The 21,053-nt window shown below is 70.6% G+C and carries 23 protein-coding genes; 13 read left to right on the top strand and 10 right to left on the bottom strand.

Features of this window, described 5'->3' with window-relative positions; genetic code table 11:
• Positions 1-32: 32 nt before the first annotated feature.
• Together AB0M63_RS28265 and AB0M63_RS28260 are read right to left on the bottom strand one after the other, a co-directional pair.
• Complete coding sequence (locus AB0M63_RS28265) at positions 33-500, bottom strand: peroxiredoxin (protein WP_366021411.1); 468 nt, start codon at positions 498-500, stop codon at positions 33-35.
• Complete coding sequence (locus tag AB0M63_RS28260) at positions 497-880, bottom strand: MauE/DoxX family redox-associated membrane protein (protein ID WP_355915972.1); 384 nt, start codon at positions 878-880, stop codon at positions 497-499. The genes AB0M63_RS28265 and AB0M63_RS28260 overlap by 4 nt, the downstream gene beginning before the upstream one ends.
• A gap of 141 nt (positions 881-1,021) precedes the next feature.
• Between AB0M63_RS28260 and AB0M63_RS28255 the strand changes: the two genes are divergently transcribed.
• The 12 genes from AB0M63_RS28255 to AB0M63_RS28200 all read left to right on the top strand — a co-directional run bounded on the left by AB0M63_RS28255 (position 1,022) and on the right by AB0M63_RS28200 (position 13,566).
• On the top strand, positions 1,022-2,188 hold the full coding sequence (locus AB0M63_RS28255) for an acyl-CoA dehydrogenase family protein (protein WP_355915975.1): 1,167 nt from the start codon (positions 1,022-1,024) through the stop codon (positions 2,186-2,188).
• Positions 2,189-2,956, top strand: coding sequence for an SDR family NAD(P)-dependent oxidoreductase (locus tag AB0M63_RS28250; RefSeq protein WP_366021410.1), 768 nt, complete (start codon positions 2,189-2,191; stop codon positions 2,954-2,956).
• 54 nt (positions 2,957-3,010) lie between these two features.
• Complete coding sequence (locus AB0M63_RS28245) at positions 3,011-3,853, top strand: FCD domain-containing protein (protein ID WP_366021409.1); 843 nt, start codon at positions 3,011-3,013, stop codon at positions 3,851-3,853.
• 110 nt (positions 3,854-3,963) lie between these two features.
• Entirely contained in the window at positions 3,964-4,764 is an 801-nt protein-coding gene (locus AB0M63_RS28240; protein WP_355915984.1) for an enoyl-CoA hydratase/isomerase family protein, read from the top strand.
• A gap of 2 nt (positions 4,765-4,766) precedes the next feature.
• Positions 4,767-5,738, top strand: coding sequence for an acyl-CoA dehydrogenase family protein (locus AB0M63_RS28235; protein WP_366021408.1), 972 nt, complete (start codon positions 4,767-4,769; stop codon positions 5,736-5,738).
• Positions 5,735-6,874: an acyl-CoA dehydrogenase family protein gene (locus AB0M63_RS28230; protein WP_366021407.1), complete on the top strand. Its 1,140-nt coding sequence runs from the start codon at positions 5,735-5,737 to the stop codon at positions 6,872-6,874. Before AB0M63_RS28235 ends, AB0M63_RS28230 begins: the two co-directional genes overlap by 4 nt.
• 15 nt (positions 6,875-6,889) lie before the next feature.
• Complete coding sequence (locus AB0M63_RS28225) at positions 6,890-8,473, top strand: FadD3 family acyl-CoA ligase (protein ID WP_366021406.1); 1,584 nt, start codon at positions 6,890-6,892, stop codon at positions 8,471-8,473.
• A 1-nt stretch (position 8,474) separates the two neighbouring features.
• Positions 8,475-9,671 (top strand): CaiB/BaiF CoA-transferase family protein, encoded by a 1,197-nt coding sequence (locus AB0M63_RS28220; protein WP_366021405.1) that lies wholly within the window; start codon positions 8,475-8,477, stop codon positions 9,669-9,671.
• On the top strand, positions 9,668-10,489 hold the full coding sequence (locus tag AB0M63_RS28215) for an enoyl-CoA hydratase-related protein (RefSeq protein WP_366021404.1): 822 nt from the start codon (positions 9,668-9,670) through the stop codon (positions 10,487-10,489). The genes AB0M63_RS28220 and AB0M63_RS28215 overlap by 4 nt, the downstream gene beginning before the upstream one ends.
• Positions 10,489-11,634 carry a thiolase family protein gene (locus AB0M63_RS28210; RefSeq protein ID WP_366021403.1) on the top strand — a complete coding sequence of 382 codons (1,146 nt, stop codon included), beginning with the start codon at positions 10,489-10,491 and terminating at the stop codon, positions 11,632-11,634. Before AB0M63_RS28215 ends, AB0M63_RS28210 begins: the two co-directional genes overlap by 1 nt.
• Positions 11,635-11,645: 11 nt before the next feature.
• A complete protein-coding gene (locus tag AB0M63_RS28205) occupies positions 11,646-12,794 on the top strand; it encodes an acyl-CoA dehydrogenase family protein (RefSeq protein ID WP_366021402.1) in 1,149 nt (382 codons plus the stop codon).
• A gap of 46 nt (positions 12,795-12,840) precedes the next feature.
• Positions 12,841-13,566, top strand: a complete 726-nt coding sequence (locus AB0M63_RS28200; protein ID WP_366021584.1) for an SDR family oxidoreductase — start codon at positions 12,841-12,843, stop codon at positions 13,564-13,566.
• 1 nt (position 13,567) lies between these two features.
• Here the strand turns inward: AB0M63_RS28200 and AB0M63_RS28195 are convergent, their stop codons facing one another.
• The gene (locus AB0M63_RS28195; protein ID WP_366021401.1) at positions 13,568-14,818 is read right to left on the bottom strand and encodes an amidohydrolase family protein; all 1,251 of its coding nucleotides are present in this window, start codon (positions 14,816-14,818) and stop codon (positions 13,568-13,570) included.
• Positions 14,812-15,825 carry a CoA transferase gene (locus AB0M63_RS28190; protein ID WP_366021400.1) on the bottom strand — a complete coding sequence of 338 codons (1,014 nt, stop codon included), beginning with the start codon at positions 15,823-15,825 and terminating at the stop codon, positions 14,812-14,814. Before AB0M63_RS28190 ends, AB0M63_RS28195 begins: the two co-directional genes overlap by 7 nt.
• Positions 15,826-15,922: 97 nt before the next feature.
• Here AB0M63_RS28190 and AB0M63_RS28185 point away from each other — a divergent pair, with 97 nt between their 5' ends.
• A complete protein-coding gene (locus AB0M63_RS28185) occupies positions 15,923-16,888 on the top strand; it encodes an enoyl-CoA hydratase/isomerase family protein (protein WP_366021399.1) in 966 nt (321 codons plus the stop codon).
• A 61-nt stretch (positions 16,889-16,949) separates the two neighbouring features.
• Here the strand turns inward: AB0M63_RS28185 and AB0M63_RS28180 are convergent, their stop codons facing one another.
• From AB0M63_RS28180 to AB0M63_RS28155, 6 genes are read right to left on the bottom strand one after another with little or no spacing between them, the layout of a single operon-like run.
• Positions 16,950-17,678, bottom strand: coding sequence for an enoyl-CoA hydratase-related protein (locus AB0M63_RS28180; RefSeq protein ID WP_366021398.1), 729 nt, complete (start codon positions 17,676-17,678; stop codon positions 16,950-16,952).
• Complete coding sequence (locus AB0M63_RS28175; protein WP_366021397.1) at positions 17,675-18,970, bottom strand: amidohydrolase family protein; 1,296 nt, start codon at positions 18,968-18,970, stop codon at positions 17,675-17,677. Before AB0M63_RS28175 ends, AB0M63_RS28180 begins: the two co-directional genes overlap by 4 nt.
• 25 nt (positions 18,971-18,995) lie before the next feature.
• Positions 18,996-19,313, bottom strand: coding sequence for a hypothetical protein (locus AB0M63_RS28170; protein WP_355916022.1), 318 nt, complete (start codon positions 19,311-19,313; stop codon positions 18,996-18,998).
• The gene (locus AB0M63_RS28165; RefSeq protein ID WP_366021396.1) at positions 19,279-19,662 is read right to left on the bottom strand and encodes a hypothetical protein; all 384 of its coding nucleotides are present in this window, start codon (positions 19,660-19,662) and stop codon (positions 19,279-19,281) included. The genes AB0M63_RS28170 and AB0M63_RS28165 overlap by 35 nt, the downstream gene beginning before the upstream one ends.
• Positions 19,659-20,366 carry an ABC transporter ATP-binding protein gene (locus tag AB0M63_RS28160; protein WP_355916024.1) on the bottom strand — a complete coding sequence of 236 codons (708 nt, stop codon included), beginning with the start codon at positions 20,364-20,366 and terminating at the stop codon, positions 19,659-19,661. The genes AB0M63_RS28165 and AB0M63_RS28160 overlap by 4 nt, the downstream gene beginning before the upstream one ends.
• Positions 20,363-21,049 carry an ABC transporter ATP-binding protein gene (locus AB0M63_RS28155; protein ID WP_366021395.1) on the bottom strand — a complete coding sequence of 229 codons (687 nt, stop codon included), beginning with the start codon at positions 21,047-21,049 and terminating at the stop codon, positions 20,363-20,365. Before AB0M63_RS28155 ends, AB0M63_RS28160 begins: the two co-directional genes overlap by 4 nt.
• Between the last annotated feature and the right edge of the window lie 4 nt (positions 21,050-21,053).

The following is a 21,053-nucleotide window of genomic DNA, read 5'->3' as shown; positions in this document are numbered from 1 at the left end:
TCAACCGCGATACGGCTTTTGCGGCCTCGGTGTCACTTCCGGTGGGCGCGGAGGGCGGCGAGGGCGCGGTCGGCGTGGGTGTTCATCCGGAGTTCGCTGGAGACGACCTCCAGGATCGTGCGGTCCTCGCCGATGACGAAGGTGGCCCGCTTGGTGGGCGCGAGCGAGAATCCGCGCTTCACGCCGAACCGCTCCCGGATCGCCCCGTCGACATCCGAGAGGAGGGGCATGCCGAGGGTGTGCTTCCCGGCGAACTCCTGCTGTTTGTCGACCGTGTCACCGCTGATGCCGACGGGTCGTGCGCCGACGGCCGCGAACTCGGCGGCCAGGTCCCGGAAGTGGCAGGCCTCGGCGGTGCAGCCGGCGCTCAGGGCGGCCGGGTAGAAGAACAGCACCACCGGCCCCTCGGTGAGCAGTTCCGTGAGGCTGCGCTCCGCGCCGGTCTCGTCCGGCAGCGTGAAGTCCTCGATCTTGTCACCGACGTTCGGGCGTCCCGTCACGACTGTCCCTCCCCATTGTTCTTCGCGACACTGCGCGCCCACAGTACGAGGGGCACTTGGAGCGGCAGCCGCCCGAGGGCCGCCGCCTTCTGCGGGGCCGGACGGTTGCGCCAGTCCACCGCCATCTTCACGTTGGCGGGGAACACCCCGACGAAGAACGCCGCCGCGGCCAGTGCGGCCGTACGACGGGTGCGCGGCGCCGCGATCCCCGCGGCCAGCGCCAGTTCGACGGCACCGCTCGCATACGTCCACGCCCGCGGTGTGCCCGGCAGAGCCCTCGGGACGGTCGCGTCGAACTGTCTCGGCGCCGCGAAGTGGGCGACCCCGGCAGTCGCCAACAGCCCGGCAAGCAGCAGCGACGAGCGTTCGGACCGTGGCACGGTTCCTCCTCTGGTGGCCTGGCGCGCGATATTACTCGACGGTAGGGAGGCGGCGGCGTCCAGGCCTGCTTACCGGGCTCTACTGCTTCGGTCTGACCTTTGATATGTTTCAAAACCAGACCGAAGAAGGGTCCACAGTCCATGGACTTCGAACTGACCGAGGACCAGGAAACGATCCGCAAGTCCGTCGCCGGACTGCTGCGCGACTTCGACGACCAGTACTGGATGGAGAAGGACCAGGCGCACGAGTTCCCGGCGGAGTTCTACGCGACCGTCGCGGGCGGCGGCTGGCTCGGGATCACGATCCCGGAGGAGTACGGCGGCCACGGCCTCGGCATCACCGAGGCCAGCCTGCTGCTGGAGGAGGTGGCGCGGTCGGGCGGCGGCATGAACGCGGCCAGCGCGATCCATCTGAACATCTTCGGCATGCATCCGGTGGTGGTGCACGGCTCCGAGGAGCTGAAGCGCCGCACACTCCCCCGGATCGCGAGCGGCGACCTGCACGTCTGTTTCGGTGTCACCGAACCCGGCGCCGGGCTCGACACCGCGAGCATCACGACGTACGCACGGCGCGACGGCGACCACTATGTCGTCAACGGCCGCAAGGTGTGGATCTCCAAGGCCGTGGAGTCCGAGAAGATCCTGCTGCTGACCCGCACCAGCAAGGCCGACGAGGTCAGCAAGAAGACCGACGGGATGACCCTGTTCCTGACGGACATCGACCGCGACCGGATCGACATCCGCCCGATCCCGAAGATGGGCCGCAACGCCGTCACCTCGAACGAGCTGTTCATCGACGATCTGCGCATCCCTGTCGAGGACCGCGTCGGCGAGGAGGGCCAGGGCTTCCGCTATCTCCTCGACGGCCTCAACCCGGAACGCATGCTGATCGCGGCGGAGGCGCTGGGCATCGGCCGGGCGTCACTCGACAAGGCCGTCCAGTACGGCAAGGAGCGCGTCGTCTTCGGCCGCCCGATCGGCATGAACCAGGCCATCCAGTTCCCGCTCGCCGACTCCTTGGCCCGCCTCGACGCCGCCGAACTCGTGCTGCGCAAGGCGACCTGGCTCTACGACAACGGAAGGCCCTGCGGGCGGGAGGCGAACACCGCCAAGTACCTGTGCGCCGACGCCGGGTTCACGGCCGCCGACCGGGCCCTGCAGACCCACGGCGGCATGGGCTACTCCGAGGAGTACGGCGTGGCCCGCTACTTCCGCGAGGCCCGTCTGATGCGCATCGCGCCGATCAGTCAGGAAATGATCCTGAACTACCTGGGATCGCACACGCTGGGACTCCCGAGGAGCTACTGAATGACCGACAGCACAGGGCTGTTCGACCTCACCGGGCGGTCGGCGCTGGTCACCGGCGCCGGGGGCGGTATCGGTGCCGCGGTCGCCGAGGCGCTGGCGCGGGCGGGTGCCGCGGTCCTGGTGACCGACGTCGACGAGTCAGCCGCAGAGGCCGTCGTGGGGAAGATCAATGCCGCCGGCTTCACGGCGGACAGCGCCGCACTCGACGTACGGGACCGGTCCGGCGCCGACGCGGCGGTGGCACGCGCGGCGGCGCTCGCCGACGGGACGCTGCACATCCTGGTCAACAACGCCGGAGTCATCGCCCCGGCCATGTTCGACAAGCTGGAGGAGGACGCGTTCCGGCGGGTCCTCGACATCCATGTGATGGGCACCTTCCACTGCGCGCAGGCCGCGCTGCCGTTCCTGCCGGACGACGGGAAGGGGCGGATCATCAACGTCACCTCGTCGGCCGGCCTGGTCGGCACGCTCGGGCAGGTCAACTACTCGGCCGCGAAGGCCGGGATCATCGGCCTGACGAAGTCCCTCGCCCGTGAACTGGCCCGCAGGCGCGTCCTCGTGAACGCCCTGGCTCCGCTGGCCGCCACGCCCATGACGGAGACGATCCGGACCGACGAAAGGTTCGCGGCGCAGATGCTCGCCCGGATTCCGCTGGGCCGGTGGGCCGAGCCGGCCGAGATCGCGGGCAGTTTCGTGTTCCTGGCCTCGGACGCGGCCTCCTTCATCACCGGCCAGGTGCTGCCGGTGGACGGCGGCATGGTGATGTGACAGGCGGCGCGCGTGCTGTGTTGAATGGTTCAGCCAAAGAGGCCGACGAGCGCGATGAGCGCGATGAGCGCGGCCTGCGACGAGAGGCATGAACCTGTGCAGAGCGCCGAGCACCCTTCCCGCACCGTCCGGGGACGCGCCGGAGCCGGAGAGCCCCGGCCGCGCTTCGGCACGCTCACCGTCCCCAAGGCCTCGGACGTGCTGGCGGCGGAGGTGCGCGAGCGGATCCTCTCCGGGGAGTTCACCGAGGGCATGGCACTGCCGCCGGAACGGCAGCTCGTCGAGCAGACGGGGCTGAGCCGGGCGACGGTGCGCGAGGCGCTGCGCATCCTGGAGGTCGAACGGCTCCTGGAGATCAGGCCGGGCCGCGGGGGCGGGGCCTTCGTGCACCGGCCGGGCCGTGAATCGCTCGCCGACACCGTGCGGTTGGTGATCCGGGGGCAGCGGATCCGCCTGGAGGACCTGCACGAGACCCGGGAGGCGATCGAGCCGGCGTGCGCGGCGCTCGCGGCCCGGCGACGGACGGACGCCGACCTCGCGGAACTCGACGACGCCCACGCGGACCTCGTCGCGGCGGGGGAGGACATCCAGCGCTTTCTGCGCGCCAACATCCACTGGCACAACGCGGTGGCGCGGGCCGGCGAGAACGAGCTTCTCATCGGGTTCATGAGCGCTCTCTCGCAGTCGATCCACGCGGCCACCAACATCGAGCAGTTCATGGACGCGGACATCCGCAGGCTCACCGCCCGCGCCCACGCCCGGATCACCGAGGCGATCCGGGACCGCGACAGCGAGGCGGCGATGCGCCGTATGACACGTCATGTGTGCGGCTTCGCCCGGGCCGCGGCAGAGGTGGACCGGCGGGACGGCGTAGAACTCACCGATCCGGAGAACTGAGCCAGGACAACCGGCTCAGGAGAACTGGACCAAACGAACCCGAGAATGTGATTCTCTTCTTGGTGCAACCCCATTGACAGTTTCGGTCTGACCTTTAATACCATCACGGTATGAGCAAGGTGAGTCCCGTCCTGACCGTGGCCGCCGACGGAGACGTCCGCATCGTCACCCTGAACCGCCCCGACCGGCTGAACGGCGTGTCCGAGGAACTGCACCGACGGCTGTCCGAGGTGTGGCGCGAGCTGGCGGACGACACGAAGGCGCGAGCCGTCGTCCTCACCGGCGCGGGCCGGGCGTTCAGCGCCGGCGGCGACTTCGACCATCTCCTGCGCCACCACACCGATCCGGAACTGCGGGAGCGGTCCATCCGGCTCGACCGCACCATCCAGACCGAGATGATCCGCTTCCCGCTGCCGGTGATCGCCGCCGTCAACGGCCCTGCGGTGGGCCTGGGTTGCAGCCTCGCCCTGGCCTGCGACCTCGTGCTGATGGCCGAGGACGCCTATTTCGCCGACCCGCACATCTCGGTCGGCCTGGTGGCGGGCGACGGCGGAGTGACGCTGTGGCCGCTGCTCACAAGCCTGCTGCGGGTGAAGGAGTACCTCTTCACCGGGGATCGCATCCCCGCCCCCAAGGCGGTCGAACTGGGCCTCGCCAACCGCACGGTCCCGCCCGACGACCTCATGCGCGAGGCGCTCGCCCTGGCCCACCGGCTCGCGGCCCAGCCCGCCGAGGCCCTCCGCGCCACCAAGCTGGCCCTCGCCGCCGTCGTCGAGCAGGTCTCGCGCGGCGGCATGGAGGCCGCGCTGATGGCCGAGCGGGCCACGATGACCAGCCCCGACCACATCCGCATCATCACCGAGCTCGCGACCCGTGCCGAGCGGCGCGCGAACCCCCCTGAGGAGCGCTGAGCGTGGAGCGCGAGGAGTTCGTCCTGGTCCGCGACATGGTGCGCGCACTGGCGACCCGGTACGGCGTGACCTCTGCGGACGAGATCAAGCCGTCGACCCGGGCGGCCGCCCAACAGGCCCTGGAAGAACTGGGTTTGAGAGAACTACGGCGCTCGTCTCCCCCGGCGGCGACCTCCCAGGAGTGCGCGCTGCTCGCGGAGGAACACGGACGCCGGCCGCTCACCACGTCCCTGCTCGGTACGGTCCTGCTCGCCCCGGAGCTGCTCCGGCTGCTCGGCGCCGACGCCTCGCACACGACACCCACCGTCGCGTTCACCCGCGAACTCCGTTTCCCCGGACGGACGCCGGCCGAACTCGTCGCCTGGGACAGCGAAGGAGCCGACAGCGCGCTCTGCGTCACCTCCGACGGGACCGTCACCCAAGTCGAGTTGGGCCCGGCGGCGCCGAGCACGGACCTCGTGCGCTCGTTGCGCACGGTGCCCTCGGGTGCTCCCGTGGAGGCCGTGGGCCGGCTCAGTGCCCCGGACCACCTCCGCTGGCAGGCCTACGCGTTGGTCGTCGTGACCGCTGAACTCGTGGGCGCGGCAGGCTCGCTGGTGGAGCAGGCGGTCCAATACGCCCAGGTCCGCCGCCAGTACGGACAGGCCATCGGTTCCTTCCAGGCCGTACAGCATCTCCTCGCGGACGCGACGGTCCTGGTGGAGGCGTGCACCAGTGTCACGCGCTACGCGGCCTGGTGCCTCGACAACGAGCACCCACAGCGGGCATTTGCGGCGGCACGTGCCGCCAAGGCCGAGGTCAACTCCTCGGCGCTGGACGCGATCTACGCCGGGATGCAGGTCTTCGGCGGCATCGCCCAGACATGGGAGCACGTCGCGCACCTGTATCTGCGGAAGGTGCGACTCGGTGTGACGCTGCTCGCCACGACAGCCGACCTGCTGCCCGCGCTGGCCGTACCGGAGGCGACGCGATGACCGACACTCCGCTGGACTTCGGTGACCCGGCCGATCTGGACCGGCTGCGGCAGGAGTTCCGTGCCTGGCTGTCCGAACACCCGCTCCCCGAGCGGCAGTCGGGCGAACCGGTACCGGTCTTCCTGCACCGCTGGCACCGGCTGCTGCACTCGGGCGGCTGGGTCGGCCTCGACGTCCCCGAGCGCTACGGCGGACGGGGCCTGACCGCCCTGCACCAGGTCGCGATCAGCGACGAACTGGGCGCCTGCCGGGCGCCGGGTGTCCCCCGGATCGGCTATCTCGCCCACGCGCTCCTGGAGTTCGGCTCGGAGGAACAGCGACTGCGGTTCCTGCCAAGGATGTTGGCCGGTGACGAGGTGTGGTGCCAGGGCTTCAGCGAGCCCGGCGCCGGTTCGGACCTGGCGGGCATGAGCACCTTCGCCGAGCGGCACGACGGCCACTACACGGTGCGCGGCCAGAAGCTCTGGACCAGCTACGCCCAGTACTCCGGCCTGTGTCTGCTGCTGGCCCGCACCGACCGCTCGGCACCGGCCCACAAGTCGATCTCGGCGTTCGTCCTGCCCCTGGACCGCGCCGGCGTGACAGTACGGCCGCTGCGCGCGGCCAACGGCGACGACGAGTTCTGCGAGCTGTTCCTGGACGACGTCCGCATCGAGGAGTCCGAGCGTGTCGGCGCCGAGGGCGTCGGCTGGGCGCTGGCGATGACGACGGTGTCGTACGAGCGCAACGCCCTGGACACCGGGCACATCTCGAAGTACGGGCTGCTCGTCGAGCGGCTGCGGCGCCATGCCGCCGAGCGGGCCGGCAGCCTTCCCGACGGTCTGCTGTCCCGGATCGGCCGGTGTGTCGTGGACTACGAGGTGCTCGTGGCGCATGCCCGTCGCCGTACCGCCGAACGTCTCGCCGGGCAGGTCGCGGGTCCGGAGTCGTCCGTGGACAAACTGCTGATGACGAGGACCGAACAGCGCCTCTATGACACGGCACTCGAGGTCTTCCCGGCCGAACTCGTCGAGGGCGGCGGCGAGTTGTTCGGGGACTACCTCTACTCCCGTGCGGCCTCCGTCTACGGCGGCACCTCGCAGATCCAGCGGAACATCATCGCCAAGCGGATCCTGCGTCTCCCCTCGAACGGCTAGCCCTGGAGCCAACTGATGCGCTACGACGACGAATTCCTGAGCATCCCCCACGTCATCAGACTGGCCGCCCGGCGCTTCGGGGACGCCACGGCACTCATCGACGGTGACCGCCGGTGGACGTTCCGGGAGCTGGAGCAGGGGATGATCGACGCGGTCCGCGCGACCGTCGCGCTCGGCGTCAAGCCGGGGGACCGGGTCGGGCTGTGCGCCCCCAACTCGGCGGAGTGGATCTTCGCCGCGCTGGGCATCCACGGTGCCGGGGCGGTGCTGGTTCCGCTCAACACCCGGTTCAAGGCACAGGAGATCTCGTACATCCTGCGCAAGTCGGAGGCGGCGGCCGTGTTCGCCTCGCCCTTCCTCGGCAACGACTACATCGGCGAACTGCGCAAGGCCGATCCGGGACTGCCGGCCCTCCAGAAGACGGTGTCGGTGCTCGGTCCGCAGGGCGCGGCCGAGTTGACCTGGAACGACTTTCTCGGTGCGGGAGAGGGCGTTCCCGCGTCCGTGGCCCATGAGTCGATCGACCGGTTGACGCCGGACGACGTGTCGGACGTGATGTTCACGTCCGGCACGACCGGCCACCCGAAGGGCGTGCTGCTCACGCACGGCCAGTCCCTGCGCGCGTACGGGTGGATGGCCGAGGAGTACACCTTCGGTGCCTCCGACACCTTCCTGGTGATCCCGCCCTTCTTCCACTGCTTCGGCTACAAAGCGGGATGGCTGGCCTCCCTCATGCACGGAGTGACCGTCATCCCCATGCCCGTCTTCGACGCAGGGCGGGCACTGGACCTCATCGCCCGGGAGCGGGTGAGCATTCTCCTCGGACCGCCGACCATCTTCCACGACCTGGTCAACCATCCGGACCGGGCCGACCACGACCTGTCGTCGCTGCGGGTGTCCATGACGGGGGGCACCACGATCCCGGAATCGCTGATCCGCGCCATGAAGACGGAGTTGTCGTTCGACATCGTGATGAGCGCCTACGGCCTGACCGAGTCGACCGCGCTGGTGACCACGACCCGGGTCGGGGACTCCGAGGAGACGGTCGCGCGCACGACCGGAAGTGCCATTCCCGGTGTTCAGGTCCGGATCGTCGCCCCCGACGGTCTCGACGTCCCGATCGGCCTCGACGGCGAGATCCTCGTGCGCGGTTTCAACGTCACCCGCGGCTACTGGGACGACCCCGAGGCGACCGCGGCGACGATCGACGCCGAGGGCTGGCTGCACACCGGGGACATCGGACGGCTCGACGACGACGGCAACCTCGCCATCGTCGACCGCAAGAAGGAGATGTACATCGTGGGCGGCTTCAACGCCTATCCGGCGGAGATAGAGAAGCTGCTTCTCGGCTGTGAGCACGTCCATCAGGTCGCCGTGATCGGCGTTCCCGACGAACGGCTCGGCGAGGTCGGCTGTGCTTTCGTCGTCCCGGATCCGGAGCACCCGCCGACCGAGACGGAAATCATCGCCTGGGCCCGCGAGAACATGGCGAACTTCAAGGTCCCCCGGCACGTCCGATTCGTCGACCAACTCCCGCGCAACGCCGGCCAGAAGGTGCTGAAGGACGAACTCCGCGCCGGCTTCAAGGCTGCGGGCTGACATGACGAGCACCGGGCCGCTGGCCGGAATCACCGTGGTGGCGTTGGAGCAGGCGATCTCCGCCCCCATGTGCACCCGCACGCTCGGCGACTTCGGCGCCCGGGTGATCAAGGTGGAGAACCCGCAGGGCGGCGACTTCGCCCGCCACTACGACGACGTGGTCAAGGGGTTGGGGGCGCACTTCGTCTGGGTCAACCGAGGCAAGGAGTCGGTTGCTCTGGACCTGAAGTCACCCGGCGGCATGGGCGTCCTGCACCGGCTGCTGGAGCGCGCCGACGTCCTCGTCTCCAACCTCACCCCCGGCACCACGACCAAACTCGCCATCTCCCCAGAGGACTTGAGGACCCGTCACCCCGACCTGCTGGCCGTCGAGATCGACGGCTACGGCCCGGGCGGCCCCCTCTCCCACAAGCGTGCCTACGACCTCCTGGTGCAGGCCGAGTCGGGCGCCTGCGCGGTGACCGGCCACCCCGGAGCGCCGGCCAAGCCGGGACCGCCGATGGCCGACGTGTGCAGCGGCCTCTACGCCGCCCTGTCGGTCGTCGCGCTGCTGTGCGGCAAGGAGCGCGGGGTCGGACCGGGCATGTCGTCCGTCGCGGTGAGCCTGTTCGACACGATGACGGAGCTGATGGGGTATCCGCTCACCTACACCCAGCACTCCGGTGTCGAACAGCAGCCGCTCGGCCTGAGCTCCCCCGCCGTGGCACCGTACGGCGCCCACCGCACCGCCGACGGCCACACGGTGATCCTCGGAACGACGAACGACCGCGAATGGCAGCGCCTGGCAAGGGAGTTGCTCGACCGTCCCGACCTCGCGGACGACGCACGGTTCCGGAGCAACGCCGGGCGGGTGGAACACCGTGCCCTGCTGGAGCCGGAGATCAGCGCCTGGTGCGCACGGCACCCCCTCGCGGAGGTGCAGGACCGCGCGGACGCGGCCGGGATCGGCAACTCCCGCTACAACACGACCAGCGACGTCATCGCCCACCCCCATCTGCGGGCCCGCGACCGGTGGCGCGAGATCGACACACCGTCCGGTCCGGTCCCGGCGCTGCTGCCGCCCCCGGTCATCGCCGGATACGACCCTCCGATGGGCGCGATTCCCGCTCTCGGCCAGCACACCGACGCCGTACTGGCCGAACTCGGCCTCACCGCCGAGGAGATCACCGTTCTCCGGACGCAGGGAGCGGTGCGATGAGCGAGCAGCCGGTGCTTCTCGCGAGCGACGCGGACGGTGTCCGGACCCTGACGCTGAACCGGCCGTGGCGCAAGAACGCGATCGATGCCGAACTGTGGGACGCCCTGCGCGCGGCGCTCTCCGCAGCGGGCAGTGACCGTACGGTGCGTGCGCTGGTACTGACCGGTGCCGACGGCGCGTTCTGCTCCGGTGCCGACATCCGCAAAGGCGTCAGCGACGAGCATCCCCTTTACCGGATGCGGACCTTGACCGAGGTCACGCTCCTCCTGCACGAACTGCCGATCCCCACCATCGCCAAGGTGAACGGTGTGGCGGTCGGCGCGGGCTGGAACCTCGCCCTGGGCTGCGACTTCGTCGTGGCCACCCCGGAGAGCACGTTCTCGCAGATCTTCGCGCGCCGGGCCCTGTCCATGGACTGCGGCGGCTCATGGCTGCTGCCCAAGCTGGTGGGGTTGCAGCAGGCGAAACGGCTGGTGCTGCTGGCCGAGACGATCGACGCCGAGGAGGCCCGCGACCTGAACCTGGTGACCTGGGTCGTGGACACCGACAAGATCGACGCCTTCGTGGACGACCTCGCCGCCCGGCTGGTGGCCGGAGCACCGGTCGCCCTCGCGCAGAACAAGGCACTCCTCAACGAGAACGCCGATCGCACCCTGCGCGAGGCCCTTTCCGGCGAGGCGCGGGCACAGGCCATGAACTTCGCCACGACGGACGTCCCGGAGGCGTACGCCGCGTTCACGGAGCGGCGCCCGGCGCGCTACACGGGCCGCTGGGCCGTGCCGAGGACACCGGCGCCCAAAGCAACGGAGGACACGTGATGCGTGAGGCAGTCGTGGTGGAAGCGGTCCGCACCGCCGTCGGCAAACGGAACGGCGGACTGGCCGGTGTGCACGCCGCCGACCTCTCCGCCGTCGTCCTGAACGCGCTCGTCGACCGCACCGGACTGGATCCGGAGGTGGTCGACGACGTGGTGTGGGGCTGCGTGGGCCAGTTGGGCGACCAGTCCAGCAACATCGGCCGTTACGCGGTCCTGGCCGCGGGCTGGCCCGAGACCATCCCGGGGACCACGGTGAACCGGGCCTGCGGATCGAGCCAACAGGCGCTGGACTTCGCCGCCCAGGCGGTGATGTCGGGTCAGCAGGATGTCGTGGTGGCGGGCGGCGTCGAGGTGATGAGTCGGGTCCCCCTCAGCGCCTCACGGGCCGGCGGGACGCCGTACGGCCCCCAAGTCCTCGCCCGTTACGAGGACTTCGACTTCAACCAGGGTGTCTCCGCCGAGCTGATCGCGCAGAAGTGGGGACTGGGCCGTGCTCTCCTCGACGAGTTCGCCGCGCTGTCGCACGAACGCGCGGCGACCGCGCAGGACGGCGGGGCGTTCGAGGCACAGATCGTGCCGGTGACCACCGACACGGGCACGGTGACAGCGGACGAAGGCATACGGCGAGGTACCAGCACGGACACTCTCGCCCGGCTGACACCGTCCTTCCAGGACGACGGCGTGATCCACGCGGGCAACTCCTCCCAGATCTCCGACGGTGCGGCGGCCCTGCTGGTGACGACCCCGGAGAAGGCTCGCGAGCTGGGGCTGACACCGCTCGTGCGCTACCGCGCGGGAGTGGTCACCGGTTCCGATCCGGTCCTCATGCTGACCGGACCGATCCCGGCGACCGAGAAGGTGCTCCGCAAGGCAGGCATCGGCCTGTCGGAGGTGGGCGTCTTCGAGGTCAACGAGGCCTTCGCGCCGATCCCGCTCGCCTGGCTGGCCGAGACCGGCGCGGACCCGGCCCTCCTCAACCCGCTCGGCGGCGCCATCGCGCTCGGGCATCCGCTCGGCGCGTCGGGCGCCGTCCTGATGACCCGGATGATCCACCACATGCGGGACCACGGAATCCGCTACGGCCTCCAGACGATGTGCGAGGGCGGCGGCACCGCCAACGCCACCGTCGTCGAACTCACTTCCTGACAGGGGATGTTGTGCGCCGAGACGTCTTCACCGACGACCACGAGGCGTTCCGCCGGCTCGCGCGGGACTTCATCGGCAAGGAGGTGGTCCCCCACTACGCCGAGTGGGAGGAGTCCGGTCGGCTCCCCCGCTCGTTCTTCGAACAGCTCGGCTCGCTGGGCCTGTTGGGCACGGCCGTCCCCGAGGAGTACGGCGGAGCGGGCCTCGACGACTACCGCTACAACGTCGTCCTCCAGGAGGAAGCCGCCCGCGCCCTGGTGACGTTGGGCACGGTACGCACCCAACTCGACGTCGTCCTGCCGTACTTCCTCACCTACGCCGACCGGGAGCAGCGCGCCCGCTGGTTCCCCGGTCTGGCGTCCGGGAAGCTGCTGACCGCCATCGCGATGACCGAACCGGGCACGGGATCCGATCTCGCCGGGATCCGTACGACCGCCGTCCGCGACGGGGACTCGTATGTCCTCAACGGCGCGAAGACCTTCATCACCGGGGGCCTGCTCGCCGACCTGGTGATCGTCGTGGTCCGTACGTCGACCGACCCGGACAACCGGCGCGCCGGGCTCACCCTGCTGGTCGTCGAGGACGGCATGCCGGGCTTCACGCGTGGCCGGGTGCTGCACAAGCTAGGCATCAAGGTGCAGGACACGGTGGAGTTGGCCTTCGACGACGTGCGGGTCCCGGTCGCCAATCGGCTCGGTGAGGAAGGTGCCGCGTTCGGCTACCTCGGCCGCAACCTGTCGCAGGAGCGGATGACAGTGGCGGTCGGCTCGGTCGCGCAGGCCCGTGCGGCCCTGGACACGACGATCGCGTACGTCAAGGAGCGCAAGGCGTTCGGGAAGACGGTCGCCTCGTTCCAGAACACCAAGTTCGAACTCGCCGCGGTGGCCGCCGAGATCGAGGCCGCGCAGGCGGTGCTCGACCGGGCGGTGCTCGAACTCGTCGCCGGTGAACTGAGCGGGCCGGACGCCGCCAAGGTCAAACTCTTCTGCACCGAGATGCAGGCCCGGACGGTCGATCGCTGCCTGCAACTGTTCGGCGGCTACGGCTACATGCTGGAATACCCCATCGCCCGGCTCTACGCGGACGCACGCATCACCCGCATCTACGCCGGGACCAGCGAGGTCATGAAGGTCATCATCGCCAAGTCCCTCGGATTGTGAGGCGGTTACGGTGCCGGACTTCTCCAGCGGACCAGGTGTCGCGTTCGTGGCGGGCGGCTCGGGCGGTATCGGGGCGGCGATCGTCCGGCTCCTCGCCGAGCGGGGCAGCGACATCGCCTTCACCTACCGGTCCAACCAGGAGGCGGCGGACGCACTCGCCGCCGAGGTCACGAAACTCGGCCGTCAAGTGCGAGCGATCCGGCTCGACTTGAGCGACGAGTCGGCCACGGCCGAGGCGGTGTCCGGCACGGAGCGGGGCATCCACACCCTGGTGTACGCAGCGGGCCCGCACGTGCCGATGAGGCATCTGAGCCGGGTGACGCCGAGCGAGTACCGCGCCCAACTCGAAGGCGACGCCATGGCGTTCTTCAACCTGGTGCATCCCGCGCTGCCGTTGCTGCGGGAGAGCCGGGGCAGCATCGTCGCCGTGACGACAGTCGCCACCCGCCGCTTCCCGGTCCGGGACGGCCTGTCCTCGGGCGCGAAGGGCGCGGTCGAGGCGGTCGCCCGGGCACTCGCCGCCGAGGAGGGCCGCTACGGCGTCCGCGTGAACTGCGTGGCGCCCGGCATGCTCAACGACGGCATCGCGGGCCGCCTGATCAGCTCCGGCGAACTGGACGAGGCCGCACTCGCCGTCACCCGGCGCAATATTCCGATGCGCCGCTTCGGCGACGCCACGGACATCGCGGAGGCGGTCGCGTTCCTCGCCTCCGACCGGGCCGGGTTCATCACCGGGCAGGCGTTGGGCGTCGACGGCGGGTACAGCGTGTAGGTCACGCGGGTGTGACGGGTCGGCCCGACACGTATGCGGCACGCACGAGATCGCCGGAGAGTGTGCGGAGGGCCTCGCACAGCGGTACGTGGAGCAGGCACAGGTCGGCGACCGCGCCGACCGTCAACCGCCTTGTCCGGGCGGGGTGTTGGGGTTCACCGGTGAACAGCCGTAGCGCCGCGCCCGGTTCGAGTCGTTCGCCGTCGTCCCGGCGGGTCGCCGCCCGCATGACCGCCCAGGGGTCCGCGGTCCCGTACGGCGCGTCGGTGCCTGCGGCAAGCGGGATGCCGGCCTCGGTCAGGGTCCGGCAGCGGTAGAGGTGCGGGCGGTCGTCGGCGTCCACGTCGGTGGCGTAGGCCTCGCCGCGCTCGACCGGGAAGTGCGGCTGCGTCACGACTGTCACCCCGAGTCGGCGCAGCCACGGGAGCGTCTCGGCCGGGATCACCGACCCGTGCTCGATCCGATCGCCGTCGGCCGGGCCCACCTCGTCCAGGGCGAGCAGGGTCACCAGCAACTGCACCCTCGTCACGCAGTGCACGGCGACCGGTCTGGGTCTGATCTCCCCGATGGCACGGGCGAGTTGGGCGGGGGTGGGGAGGGTCGGATCGTCGAGCATCAGCTTCACCGGCTCGTCGACACCCATCACCAGGAGCCGTTGCGGAAGGACCGACAGCATCTGGGTGAGCCCGCTCGCCGGGTGCGGATCGGCGTTGGTGAACCCGGTAACGCCGAGTGCCGCCGCCCGCCGCCCGACCCCTTCCAGATCCAGCCGTACGGGCGGCACGAACCCTCGCAGCCGCTCGTCCTCGCGCCAGAAGCGTCCGTCGCCCTCCAGACCGGCCGCCCGGAGCGCGGCACTGTTCCAGACCCAGAGCGCACCGGTGCGATGCTGCACCCGCACCGGCCGGTCGGGCGCGAGGGAGTCGAGCGCCCACCGGTCCAACTCCCCCGCGACGCTCTCGTGGTAGCCGACGGCCCGCACCCACTCCCCCGGCGGCCCACTCACCAGGGCCGCCGCGAGTGCCGTACGGTCGCGCACATCCGTCGGTCCGACGCGCACGGAGGCGGTTTCGGCGGCGAGCGCCGCGAGGTGGACGTGGTGGTCGTGCAGGCCCGGCAGCAGCGCCCCGCCCCGGCCGTCGACGTCGCCCGGTCCCGGCAGCCCCGGTCCGATCTCGGCGATCCGTCCGCCGACGATCCGTACATCCACTGTCGGTCCGTGGCCCTCGACCTCCACGTTTCTGATCAGCACGGCGGGTGGACCCGGGTTCCGGCCTGCGCGAGTGTCGCGGCGCAGGCCGCCATGGAGACGGAGAGCAGCTCTCCGCCGCCCTCGGCGAGGGAACAAGCCACGGCGTGGGCGGCGAAGACGCCGGTGACGGGGTCGGCGAGCGCGTCGCCGAGGAAGACGGGAGCGCCGTTCCCATCGACGCCGGTCAGACCGCCGGCCACGGCAGCGTCGTCTCCGAAGGCGATACGGTCGCTCTCGCGTCCGTAGCCCGTGATGGAGACCCACACTCTCCCGGGCCGGGCGGCGAGGAACTCCTCGGCGCGGAGGCCCAGCCGGCGCAGGGCGCGTGGCCGTGACGCCTCGATGACGACATCGGCCTCGGCGACGATCTCGTCGAGCGCGCCGGGGACGAAGTCCACGACCAGGCTGTCATGACCGTCGTGCAGCCAGCGGTAGAAGGCGGGGTCTCCGAAGCGGGCGCCGTCGGGTCGCGTCGCGCTCTCCACCTTCGTCACCCGCGCGCCCGCCGACCCGAGCAGGCGCGCGCACAGCGGTCCCGCCCAGAGCGCGGAGAAGTCGACGATCCGTAGCCCGGCCATCGCGCGGATACGCCGTTCTCCGCGTCGCGACGCGTGCACCGCAGGCCGCGCGTCCTGGGCCGATCCCGGCACCGCGGCGGCGATGCCGAGCACTTGTGCGGCCTCGGCCATTGCGGCGGCCGTGATCCGTCGTGCCGCCGTACGCAGGCCGTCGAGGCCCTCGGGTTCGTCGGGCGCGCCGAGGAGCGCCAGCAGCGCGGGCACGGCGGCGAGGTCGTCGGGGCGGGCCAGGTTCACGGCGGCCCAGCCGTCGGCGGTGGGGAGGAGGTGGCAGGAGCCGTTGGCCGACGTCCGTCCGGGGCGTTCCAACCCGGCGAGCCTGGCCCGCCGGAACAGGGCGTCCGGGAGGTCGACCGGCACGCCGGTCAGTTCGGTGAACGAGCGGGCGACCTCGGTGAGGGGGGCCAGGTACGGATCGACGGAGGCCATCCAGGGATGGAGAGCGTGATTCTCCACAGGTTGAACCCCCTTCTCTCCACAGGTGATCTCAAATTACACTCCGGTTCACGCCTGGAGGGAGATCACTGTGGAGGCGCCCTTCACTATCGTCGACCTGGACCGCGCTCCCGCGCAGGGGACGGGCCCGCGTGACCGGGACCGGGTCCTGATCGGAGTGGCCGCGGAACCCGTGGATGCGGTCGAGGGGTTCGACATCCTGCTCACCGGTGTGTCCGATCCGCCCAGGCCATGGGTGGGATGCGCGGATCCGTATGCCACGGCCCGGCAGCTCGGTGGTGTCGTCGAGCGCCGGGCCGCCGCCTCTGTCGCGTTGGTGCAGGTGCTGCGGATGGGCGGCGGGCTGTCGATCCCCGACAGGCTGGTTCTCGAATCCCTCGCGTACTCGACGCTTCAGGGTGGAGCGGACTTCCGGGCCTGGCTGGCCTCGGCGCCCCGGCGGACGCCCCGCCCCGCCGAGACTCCCGTACGGCTCGGCCGGGAGGGTTCCCGGCTGTCCATCACGTTGGACCGGCCCTGGGTGCGCAACGCGTTCGACGCGGCGACCCGGGACGCGCTGTGCGAGGCGCTCCAGGTGGCCGTGGCCGACCCGTCGATCGGCCGGGTCGATCTGTACGGCAACGGTCCCGCCTTCTGCAGTGGAGGCGATCTCTCGGAGTTCGGTACGTCCCGTGATCCGGCGCGGGCCCATCTGGTGCGGGTGCATCGCAGTCCGGGTGCGTTGTTGAACCGTTGTGCTCCTCGGGTGACCGCGCATCTGCACGGTGCGTGCGTCGGCGCGGGGATCGAGCTCGCGGCCTTCGCGGGGCGGGTGGTCGCCGCGCCGGACACGGTGATCCGGTTGCCGGAGATCGGCATGGGGCTGATTCCGGGCGCGGGCGGCACGGCCAGCATCCCGGTGCGGGCCGGCCGGGAGCGGACGGCGTATCTCGCCCTGTCCGGGGTGGAGTTGAGCGCCGGGAAGGCGCTGCGCTGGGGGCTCGTCGACGAGGTGAGCGCGCCGGTGGGCGTCCCTCAGGACAGCTTCCTGCGCTGAACTCCGGGAGCCGCGCACTCGGGGTCTCCGAGACCACAGCCTCGGAGACCCCGGAGTTCCGTCACTTGCCCGTCCACACCGGACTACGGCGTTCGGCGAAGGCCCGTGCCCCCTCGGCCGCGTCGGCGCTTCTGAACACGGACTCGACCTCTTCGGGTTCGGCCCAACGGCGTTCCCGCATCAGCTTCTTGGTCATCGCGACCCCGAGAGGACCGTTCTCGGCGATGCGCCCGGCCAGGGCCAGTGCTTCCTCCCGCACTTTCTCGGCCGGTACGGCGCGGTTCACCAGGCCGAACTGCTTGGCGTCCGTGGCGGTGACCAGTTCGCCGGTCAACCCCATCTCCAGGGCGACGGCCAGCGGCACCCGGTCGGCGAGGGTCGTACCGCCGCCGGCCGCGAACAGGCCTCGTTTGACCTCAGCGATCCCGAGCTTGGCGTCTTCGGCGGCGACCACCAGGTCGCAGGCCAGGGCCAGTTCGAAGCCGCCGGCGAGTGCCGAGCCGTTGAGGGCGGCGATCACCGGGGTGGCGATGCCCTCCCGGAAGAACCACACCAGGCCGTCGAACCGGCCCCCGCCCTTCGCGAACGCCTTGAGGTCCATGCCGGAGCAGAAGACCGTTCCGGCACCCGTGAGGACGATCGCCCGCACCGCCGGGTCGGCGTCCGCCTCCCGCAGCACGTCCGACAGGTCGTCGATCAGCTCCGGGCTCATGGCGTTCCGGGCCTCGGGACGGTTCAGGGTCGCCACCAGCACGGCGCCGACCCGATCCGTCAGGACCAGGTCGCTCATCGGGCCGCCGCCACAGCCGCCTTGGCCTTGGAGCGGAACGCCTCCAACTTCTCGGCGGGCTCGATGAGTTGGTGACTGCGGGAGCGGGTCGTGACGTCATGCCCCTCGGCCGCCTTGCGCAGGGCGCCCACGGTGGCCTGTTCGCGCGGGATGTGCGCGAACGGGTCGAAGGAGTACCAGCGCATCGCGTTCTCGAAAGTGATCTTCCGGGCGTCCTCGTCGGAGACGTCACAGCTCGTCATCACGTCGTGCAGTTGCTCGGGGGCGTCCGGCCACAGGGAGTCGCTGTGCGGGTAGTCGCCCTCCCAGCAGATGTTGTCGATACCGATGTCGTGGCGCAGCCGTACGCCCAGCTTGTCCGTGATGAAGCAGGTCAGGAAGTGCTCGCGGAAGACCTCGGAGGGCAGCTTGCCGCCGAAGTCCTGGAGGGTCCAGGTCGAGTGCATCTCGAAGGTGCGGTCGAGGCGCTCAAGGAAGTACGGGATCCAGCCCGTTCCGCCTTCCGAGAGGGCGATTTTCAGGTTGGGGAACTCCTTGATCGGGGGCGACCAGAGCAGGTCGGCCGCGGCGGAGACGATGTTCATCGGCTGGAGCGTGATCATCACGTCGGGCGGCGAGTCGGCGGCCGGCACCGCGAGCCTGCCGGAGGAGCCGATGTGCACCGACATGACGGTGTCCGTGTCGGACAGCGCGCGCCACAGCGGGTTCCAGTACGGGTCGTGGAAGCTCGGGTAGCCGAGGACGGCGGGGTTCTCGGTGAAGGTGAGCGAGTGAACGCCCTTCTCGGCGACCCGGCGCACCTCCGCCGCGCACAGCTCCGCGTCCCAGATCGCGGGCAGCGCCATCGGGATGAAGCGCCCCGGGTAGGCGGCGCACCACTCGTCGATGTGCCAGTCGTTGTAGGCCCGGACGAGCGCGAGGGAGAAGTCGGTGTCCTCGGTGGCGAAGAGCCGGGCCGAGAAGCCGGGGAAGGACGGAAAGTTCATCTGGGCGAGAATGCCGCCCGCGTTCATGTCCTTGATCCGCTCGTGCACGTCGTAGCAGCCGGGGCGGATCTCGTCGAGGCCCTGCGGTTCGACGCCGTACTCCTCCTTGGGCCGCCCCGCCACGGCGTTCAGCGCCGAGTTGGTGATGGTCGTGCCGCGGAACTGCCATACGTCGGTTCCGTCGTCCCGGTGCACCAGTTGGGGCGCGTCTTTCTTGTAGCGCTCGGGGAGGTGGTTCACGAACATGTCGGGCGGCTCGATGATGTGGTCGTCGACACTGATGAGAATGAGGTCGTCGCGGTCCATGACGGCTCCTTCGGGGGTGGGTCGGTCAGTCGGAGGCGGGCAGCGGCTTGGCCGCCTTGAGGGCCATGGGGGCGCCGTCACAGGTCAGTTCGCCCGCGCCCGATGCGGTGCAGAGGAGTTCGAGCGTCCCGGTGGCGTCGACGTACCGCTTGCCGATGAGGGTGGTGGTGCCGGCCGGTCCGGGCTTCGCCGGGGGCGCGTCGGCTGCCGGGACCAACGGGCTGCCGCCGCACCCCAGTTGGGGCTGTGCGGCGGCTGGTGCGCGGATGACGACCACGCGGGTGCCGCAGACGGTGCTGGCGAGTTGGTCACCGGGGCGCAGCGTCGGTGCCGGTGGGGTCATGGCGGAGTTCCCTTTCGAGCAGGCGGTCGGCGAGGAGTTCCACGTCGAAGGACTGGCGTGCCATCCAGTACCGCAGGAAGCCGGTGAGCGAGTAGCGCAGGAAGAGCGCGGAGCCGACGACGCTCCCGGCGACCGCGGCCAGGCCGAGGGTGAGAGCGTCGTTCTGCACCAGCGGGTCGCTGGTGTTGTGCGAGATGAAGTAGGCGCACACGCCGAGGACGACGCCGATCGTCATCAGGGCGGCGCCCGCGCGCAGCCAGAGAACGGCCCTTCCGGCGGCCGGGTCCGGGATTTTCAGGACGGTGAGTTCGCGGACGAAGCGGTCCGCTCGCGTCTCGGTGGACGTCATGTGGAACTCCCCAGGTAGAGAGCGGACAGTTCGGCACGCAACCCGCCGTCGGGGTGGCCCTGCCGTTCGACCCGGCCGCGTACGAGGACGGCGGCGTGGTCGCAGATGTCGAGAACCGCGGCGGCGAACTGCTCGACGACCAGGACGGCCACGCCCTGCCGGGCGATCTCGCCGACCTGCTCGTAGAGGCGGCCGACGACCAACGGGGCGAGCCCCATGGAGAGTTCGTCGAGCAGCAGTACGGCGGGGTCGGTGGCGAGGCCGCGGGCGAGGGCGAGCATCTGCTGTTCGCCGCCGGAGAGGGTGCCCGCGGCCTGTCCGGCGCGCCGGGCGAGGACGGGGAAGCGGGTGAAGGCGATCTCCTCGATCTCCTCGCGGCTGCGGCCGGTGAAGGTCATCATGAGGAGGTTGTCGCGGACGGAGAGGTTCGGGAACACGCCTCGTCCTTCGGGGATGAGGCAGACTCCGGCGCGGGCCAGGTCGCGGGGGTCGGCGCCGGTCATGTCCCGTCCGCCGAGCAGGAGTTGGCCCGACTCCGCGGGGTGGACCCCGGCGGCGACGCGGAGGGTGGTGGTCTTTCCGGCGCCGTTCGGGCCGAGCAGCGCGACCACCTGTCCGGCGGCGACGTCGAGGTCGACGCCGTGCAGGACGGTGATGCGTTCATGGGCGGCTCGGATGCCGCGCAGTTCGAGAAGTGCGCTCACGCGTCCCCCAGGTAGGCGGCGAGAACCGTTTCGTCGCTGCGGATCACCTCGGGCGGGCCGACGGCGATGATCTTGCCGAGGTCGAGGACGTAGACCTCGTCGCAGACGGCCATCACGAGGCTCATGTCGTGCTCGACGAGGACGACGGCCGTGCCGTCGTCCGTGAGGGCACGGAGGAGTTCGGCGAACCGTTCGGTCTCCTCCGCGTCCTGGCCGGCGGCGGGTTCGTCGAGGAGAAGCACCTTCGGGCGGATCGCGAGCGCCCTGCCGACCTCGACCAGGCGGCCGACTCCGGTGGGGAGCGCGTCGGGTGAGGTGTCGGCGAGGTCGGTGAGATCGAGCCGCCGAAGGATCTCGGTGACGAGCTGGTCCGCCCGGCGGCGTTCGGGGCCGAGTTCGGCGGCGACGAGGAGGTTGTCGCGCACGCTGAGCCGGCCGAACAGTTCCAGGCGCTGGAAGGTGCGGGCCAGTCCGTGCCGGGCGCGTGCGGAGGGCCGGGCCCGGGTGACGTCCCGGCCGTCGAGGCGGACCTGTCCCGAGGAGGGCCTGCGCAGTCCGGAGGCGACGTCGAACAGGGTGCTTTTCCCTGCCCCGTTGGGCCCGATGAGTCCGGTGACCCGGCCCGCCTCGGCGGTCAGGGCGACCTGGTCGAGAGCGCGGTTTCCGCCGAAGGAGACGGTCACTCCA

The sequence above is a fragment of the Streptomyces sp. NPDC051576 genome, from assembly GCF_040681835.1.
GTDB lineage: Bacteria > Actinomycetota > Actinomycetes > Streptomycetales > Streptomycetaceae > Streptomyces.
Note: the sequence above shows the minus strand (reverse complement) of the source record. Positions and strands in the feature narration are given on the sequence as shown.

What these genes read in the sequence shown, in the direction of transcription:
- AB0M63_RS28245 (WP_366021409.1), top strand. Translation starts at nt 3,011, where the DNA reads ATGAGCGCGATGAGCGCGGCCTGCGACGAGAGGCATGAACCTGTGCAG.
- AB0M63_RS28240 (WP_355915984.1), top strand. Translation starts at nt 3,964, where the DNA reads ATGAGCAAGGTGAGTCCCGTCCTGACCGTGGCCGCCGACGGAGACGTC.
- AB0M63_RS28220 (WP_366021405.1), top strand. Translation starts at nt 8,475, where the DNA reads ATGACGAGCACCGGGCCGCTGGCCGGAATCACCGTGGTGGCGTTGGAG.
- AB0M63_RS28180 (WP_366021398.1), bottom strand. Translation starts at nt 17,678, where the DNA reads ATGAGCGACCTGGTCCTGACGGATCGGGTCGGCGCCGTGCTGGTGGCG.
- AB0M63_RS28225 (WP_366021406.1), top strand. Translation starts at nt 6,890, where the DNA reads ATGCGCTACGACGACGAATTCCTGAGCATCCCCCACGTCATCAGACTG.
- AB0M63_RS28250 (WP_366021410.1), top strand. Translation starts at nt 2,189, where the DNA reads ATGACCGACAGCACAGGGCTGTTCGACCTCACCGGGCGGTCGGCGCTG.
- AB0M63_RS28215 (WP_366021404.1), top strand. Translation starts at nt 9,668, where the DNA reads ATGAGCGAGCAGCCGGTGCTTCTCGCGAGCGACGCGGACGGTGTCCGG.
- AB0M63_RS28170 (WP_355916022.1), bottom strand. Translation starts at nt 19,313, where the DNA reads ATGACCCCACCGGCACCGACGCTGCGCCCCGGTGACCAACTCGCCAGC.
- AB0M63_RS28255 (WP_355915975.1), top strand. Translation starts at nt 1,022, where the DNA reads ATGGACTTCGAACTGACCGAGGACCAGGAAACGATCCGCAAGTCCGTC.
- AB0M63_RS28175 (WP_366021397.1), bottom strand. Translation starts at nt 18,970, where the DNA reads ATGGACCGCGACGACCTCATTCTCATCAGTGTCGACGACCACATCATC.
- AB0M63_RS28210 (WP_366021403.1), top strand. Translation starts at nt 10,489, where the DNA reads ATGCGTGAGGCAGTCGTGGTGGAAGCGGTCCGCACCGCCGTCGGCAAA.
- AB0M63_RS28190 (WP_366021400.1), bottom strand. Translation starts at nt 15,825, where the DNA reads ATGGCCTCCGTCGATCCGTACCTGGCCCCCCTCACCGAGGTCGCCCGC.
- AB0M63_RS28165 (WP_366021396.1), bottom strand. Translation starts at nt 19,662, where the DNA reads ATGACGTCCACCGAGACGCGAGCGGACCGCTTCGTCCGCGAACTCACC.
- AB0M63_RS28230 (WP_366021407.1), top strand. Translation starts at nt 5,735, where the DNA reads ATGACCGACACTCCGCTGGACTTCGGTGACCCGGCCGATCTGGACCGG.